This is a genomic window from Brevibacillus sp. SKDU10, from assembly GCF_001645205.1.
Lineage (GTDB): Bacteria > Bacillota > Bacilli > Brevibacillales > Brevibacillaceae > Brevibacillus_B > Brevibacillus_B halotolerans.
Map to the genome: position 1 here is coordinate 1 of NZ_LSSO01000026.1, position 4,230 is coordinate 4,230.

Here is a 4,230-nt window from a genome sequence, read left to right on the forward strand (position 1 = left end):
AAGAAGATGTGAAAAAAGAGGAACCTAAGACGGACGACGCTTCTAAAGAAGATGTGAAAAAAGAGGAACCTAAGAAAGACTTGAATAAACTAGTTGCTGTTCGTGCAACAGCTGAGGGCCTAGGTATTCAAGTAACCTACGACAATAAAACAAGAAGCGTTACTTTGACTAAAGGAGATGCAAAACTTGTTTATGTCCTTGGGGCTTCTGAGGTAATCGCTAATGGTAAAACCTTAGAAACAAATTCCGACATTGTGAAAAACCGTCTATTCCTACCAGCTGGTCTTTTGGAGGAAACATTCGGGGTAACAATTAAATAATTCCATGCAATGAAAAAAGAGAAAGGAAATTCCTTTCTCTTTTTTTACTAAACGAAAACCGTCCCCTACTCTATACGAATAATTTTATCAAACATGGACTCCATCGCCTCAGTTGCCACTCGGAATGGCCCGTATTGTTTATGCTCCTGAGTAATCTGCCAAATTGCTTCATGAACATATTCGGGATAATCTGTAATTACCCCATCCACCCCCATTTTTAAGAAGGTGTAAATGGCATCATAGCTATTGGCAGTCCAGACATAAACAGCTTTATTCAACGATTTTGCTTCCTTCAATACAGACTTGTTCAGCATATATTCCTCCATTACGAAAAAATCACCTGGCAAGTCTTTTAAGCCTGTTCGATTAGCAAATAATACAAACCCTACCTGTAAATTTGGATTTGCTTTCTTGACGTTGTACACTACTGTATCATGCAAGGACTGGATAACGCATTCCGTTTCAAAGCTATTTTCTTTTATGATACGCAGCAGGTCCGTGATAACCTCCTGTTCCTGCTCATGTCCATGTAGTTTTACCTCAATATTTAATTTGATTTTGTTTTTCGCATATTTGATCACTTCATCTAATGTACTAATCTTTCCAGTATATCTTCCTTGGTTCAGTGTGACCTCTCTTAACTCCGCTAACGTCATGTCATAAACATGTTTATCTACACCTGCAAGCCGAGATAAATTAATATCATGTATAACGACAAGCTGCTTGTCTTTCGTCTGTAGAATATCAATCTCAGCATAGTCAGCATGTGCATCAATGGCTCCTTGTATGGCTTCCAGAGTATTTTCTACCCCTTTTTCCGTCGCACCCCGATGTGCCATAGTTATTGGTTTATGCTCGAAAGCTGGAAACACATACAAAAAGTTTACGACAGCTATAATAATCACACTGATGATAGCCGTGTAGCTAATAAGTAATTTGTACTTATGCCTTTTTACAAATGTAGGATGTTTATCTGGACAGACATGAGGATCATCCATTACGCGGATCTCTTCCTCACCAGCTTTACGAATATAAAACCAAGTCATAATAGACAGCATTAATGGTGTTAAAAAGATGGCAAAAATATAAATAAGATGCGTATATACTATCGCCCCTAAAGCAGCCAGATAGCCGTTGCTTGTTGATGTAGAAAGTCGGTACAATAGTTCAGAAACCCCATCTACAGATAAAAACAACAAGAAAAGCCCTGCAATGGTAAAAAGAGCTACCACCACAATACGCCCTAGATTTTTTTTTACAATTTCCCCACTTTTTTTAGCCGCTCGCCAAAAGCTTTTCTCCTCAAGAACTATAATTGGCAAAGCAAACATCCAACGAATGTTAATACAAAATACTATGAAAAGCACACCGATGTACAAATAAACGCCATATTCCATTTTAAATAATTCGCCTGTAATAAAATTAGGGATAGCTAATGTCGGAAGTAAGGTGCTACTAACCCCCAGCTTCATCAGAGGCCGTAGCAACAATAGATAGAGGGCAAAAACGGGCAACGAAAAAGTAAACAGGGCCTGCAATGGTGATAACGCTTTACGTAGCACAAAGCGTAAATGCACTTTCTGTTCCTTACCTGCGTAATAGATCAATAGGATTAACACAGCAAACTCGTAAAATATAATCAGAACAGAAAATATCATCAGCAACACACTGGCTAGAATTCCATACTCCGTGAGAAAAAAGTATAAGAGATCCTCATTTGCTGCATAGGTATAGCCACTCTGTTGGATTAAGTTTTTTAAAACTACTGATAAGAATGGAATCACAATTATGATCGTAAATAGACGATACATAATTTCAAATAATAAGATATTCCAGAAAGAATACTTTAACGTTTTCCACGCATATTTGAATAAATTCATCCCGTTTTCTCCTTATAACTCACCATCTTTATCTTTTATGATAAACCCTTTTGATTGGTCGATTCGTTATGAAATCACGTTTATAATTATAGGATAAAATTTATTTATAAGTAAAGTTTTACTAGAAATCACAACTGCTTTCATGAAAACTACATGATTTTCTTACTGTGACGGCTGTCTACACACATATAGAGCTAGTTTTCATAAATGTAGCGAGGTGCTTTTTTGAACAAAAAAGAGCGACCTGTTGTCGCTCCTTGATTAAAAATGACCTTCTTTAAAGAACCTTCTACGTTCACGTTTTAATTTGCGTTCCAGTTGCAATAAATGTGTGACACTTTTTATTCGGTAGCCTGGTAGCTTATTATAGATACCTGTAATTTCACGCAAGGGATTATCTGGGTAACGGAGTAAATGATAAATAATTTGAATTTCATCATCAGATAAATGCTTAATCTTGTGATAAGATTCGATTGCCTGATGATAAATACGCTTATCGTAATTATGCAAAAATAGCATACGACTTGCTATCTGAACCAGATCTACAATTTGCATATCAGGAGCTACAGTATCTAAATCAATTAAATAACAACTACCCGATTCCTTAATTAAAAAATTGTGACTAGCTACATCTCGATGAGCTAAGGTGCCATAATAATGGGCCAGCTTCATTTGCTGATTAATTGGCATTTGATTAACAACCTGTAAGACTTCCTGCCCATCTCTGTTAATCTCTTTAGCCATGCCTTGAATCATTAGCTCAAATCGATTTTGCGGACCGCGCGTAGCAATTCGTTTGGAGATTCGCTGAAATTGTTCCAGTCTCCTCTCCCATTTTTCTAAAAGAGGCGATTTGCTAATTTCCATTTCTGACATAAAAGGGAAAGTAGGAAAACCCTCTGCAGCTAGATGAAATCTTGCCAATGCGGTCACTGATTTTTTAATGTCCCCTACATTCGTATAAGTAGCATCTCTACCATTTATTTCTTTCATGACAGTGTAGAATCGGTCTCCAATCGGTTGCACTTTATGACCATAGGAGTTCGCTACGTATTTCACGGTATTATAAAAACCTTGTTCTCGTAGTACGTCAGCTAAATGCGTAACCCATAAGGCCTTCTCTTCTTCCGCATACCCTTTGACAATCCATGCCCCTCGATCGGTGCGAACAGAAAAAACGCTTCGTTGCGGTTTCATCCCTAATATTTGACAGCTAAACGCTTTTTCTAACGCTTTTATAAAGTTGGCATCCATTTATACTGTTTACCTTCAGCAAGATGTAAACGAGGATTCTTCATGACCTTTATCCCATTTAGGCCACATCTCTGGACGAGGTACATTAGGATTGGGAGGCATGTGTTGTACATGATGTCCATACATATCTGAAGATGAATGTGGGTAGGGTTGAACATGCGGGCAATGTTTGGACTCCGGATACGGCCTCATATGCGGATATGGCTGTGGCATTGGAGGTGCCGGGTAAGGTGGATAAGGATTGATCGGTTGATGGAATTCTGACTCTGAGTAAGGATAAGCGGTTTTATGTTCTAAAGTACACTCATCCTCCACCCATTTATAAGTATTGGATGTACTGCTTTCATGACATGAACTATCTGCTTCTCTTGGTCGATGATGTGGCTGTGGACTCGGCTCCATGCAACTACTTGTGCTAGAAGGACTCATGCTTGTTGTGTGATCTGGAATATGTGGACTAGAAGTAGTGGAGGAATATTCTGGACATCCTGGTTGACCATAAGGCGGGCAAGGTGCTACGGCTGGCGGATACATTGGAATGCCTGTTGGCGGCGGACATATTGGTGGTGGACATATCGGCGGTGGACATATCGGCGGTGGACATATTGGCATCGGACACATAGGTGGATATGGCATGGGCTGTACTGGAAACGGTCTTAGCATTGGCGGCTGTATAGGTGGACGTGGCTGTGGCCGCATTGGTGGATATGGTGCCGGTTTGGGCATTTCTTTCTTGGGTAGCAATGGTTTTGGTTGAGGTACCGGTCTTGGTGCTG

At 39.4% G+C, this 4,230-nt stretch carries 5 protein-coding genes; 2 read left to right on the forward strand and 3 right to left on the reverse strand.

Annotated features, from left to right (window positions below; genetic code table 11):
* On the forward strand, positions 1–320 hold a 320-nt coding region (locus AYJ08_RS03260; protein WP_197490570.1), incomplete at its 5' end, for a copper amine oxidase N-terminal domain-containing protein.
* Positions 321–385: 65 nt separating this feature from the next.
* Here AYJ08_RS03260 and AYJ08_RS03265 read toward each other — a convergent pair.
* From AYJ08_RS03265 to AYJ08_RS22730, 3 genes are all read right to left on the reverse strand, one after another.
* Positions 386–2,200: a glycerophosphodiester phosphodiesterase gene (locus AYJ08_RS03265; protein WP_064016568.1), complete on the reverse strand. Its 1,815-nt coding sequence runs from the start codon at positions 2,198–2,200 to the stop codon at positions 386–388.
* Positions 2,201–2,461: 261 nt separating this feature from the next.
* Positions 2,462–3,454, reverse strand: a complete 993-nt coding sequence (locus tag AYJ08_RS03270; RefSeq protein WP_064016569.1) for a phosphotransferase — start codon at positions 3,452–3,454, stop codon at positions 2,462–2,464.
* Positions 3,455–3,469: 15 nt separating this feature from the next.
* Entirely contained in the window at positions 3,470–3,988 is a 519-nt protein-coding gene (locus AYJ08_RS22730; RefSeq protein ID WP_231928979.1) for a hypothetical protein, read from the reverse strand.
* A 4-nt stretch (positions 3,989–3,992) separates the two neighbouring features.
* On the opposite strand from AYJ08_RS22730, the gene AYJ08_RS24255 reads away from it, so the two are divergent.
* The gene (locus AYJ08_RS24255) at positions 3,993–4,211 is read left to right on the forward strand and encodes a hypothetical protein (RefSeq protein WP_064016570.1); all 219 of its coding nucleotides are present in this window, start codon (positions 3,993–3,995) and stop codon (positions 4,209–4,211) included.
* The last annotated feature ends 19 nt before the right edge of the window (positions 4,212–4,230 follow it).

Coding starts and splice junctions, on each gene's coding strand:
- AYJ08_RS22730 (WP_231928979.1), bottom strand. CDS start 3,988: ATGTATCCGCCAGCCGTAGCACCTTGCCCGCCTTATGGTCAACCAGGA.
- AYJ08_RS24255 (WP_064016570.1), top strand. CDS start 3,993: ATGCCTGTTGGCGGCGGACATATTGGTGGTGGACATATCGGCGGTGGA.
- AYJ08_RS03270 (WP_064016569.1), bottom strand. CDS start 3,454: ATGGATGCCAACTTTATAAAAGCGTTAGAAAAAGCGTTTAGCTGTCAA.
- AYJ08_RS03265 (WP_064016568.1), bottom strand. CDS start 2,200: ATGAATTTATTCAAATATGCGTGGAAAACGTTAAAGTATTCTTTCTGG.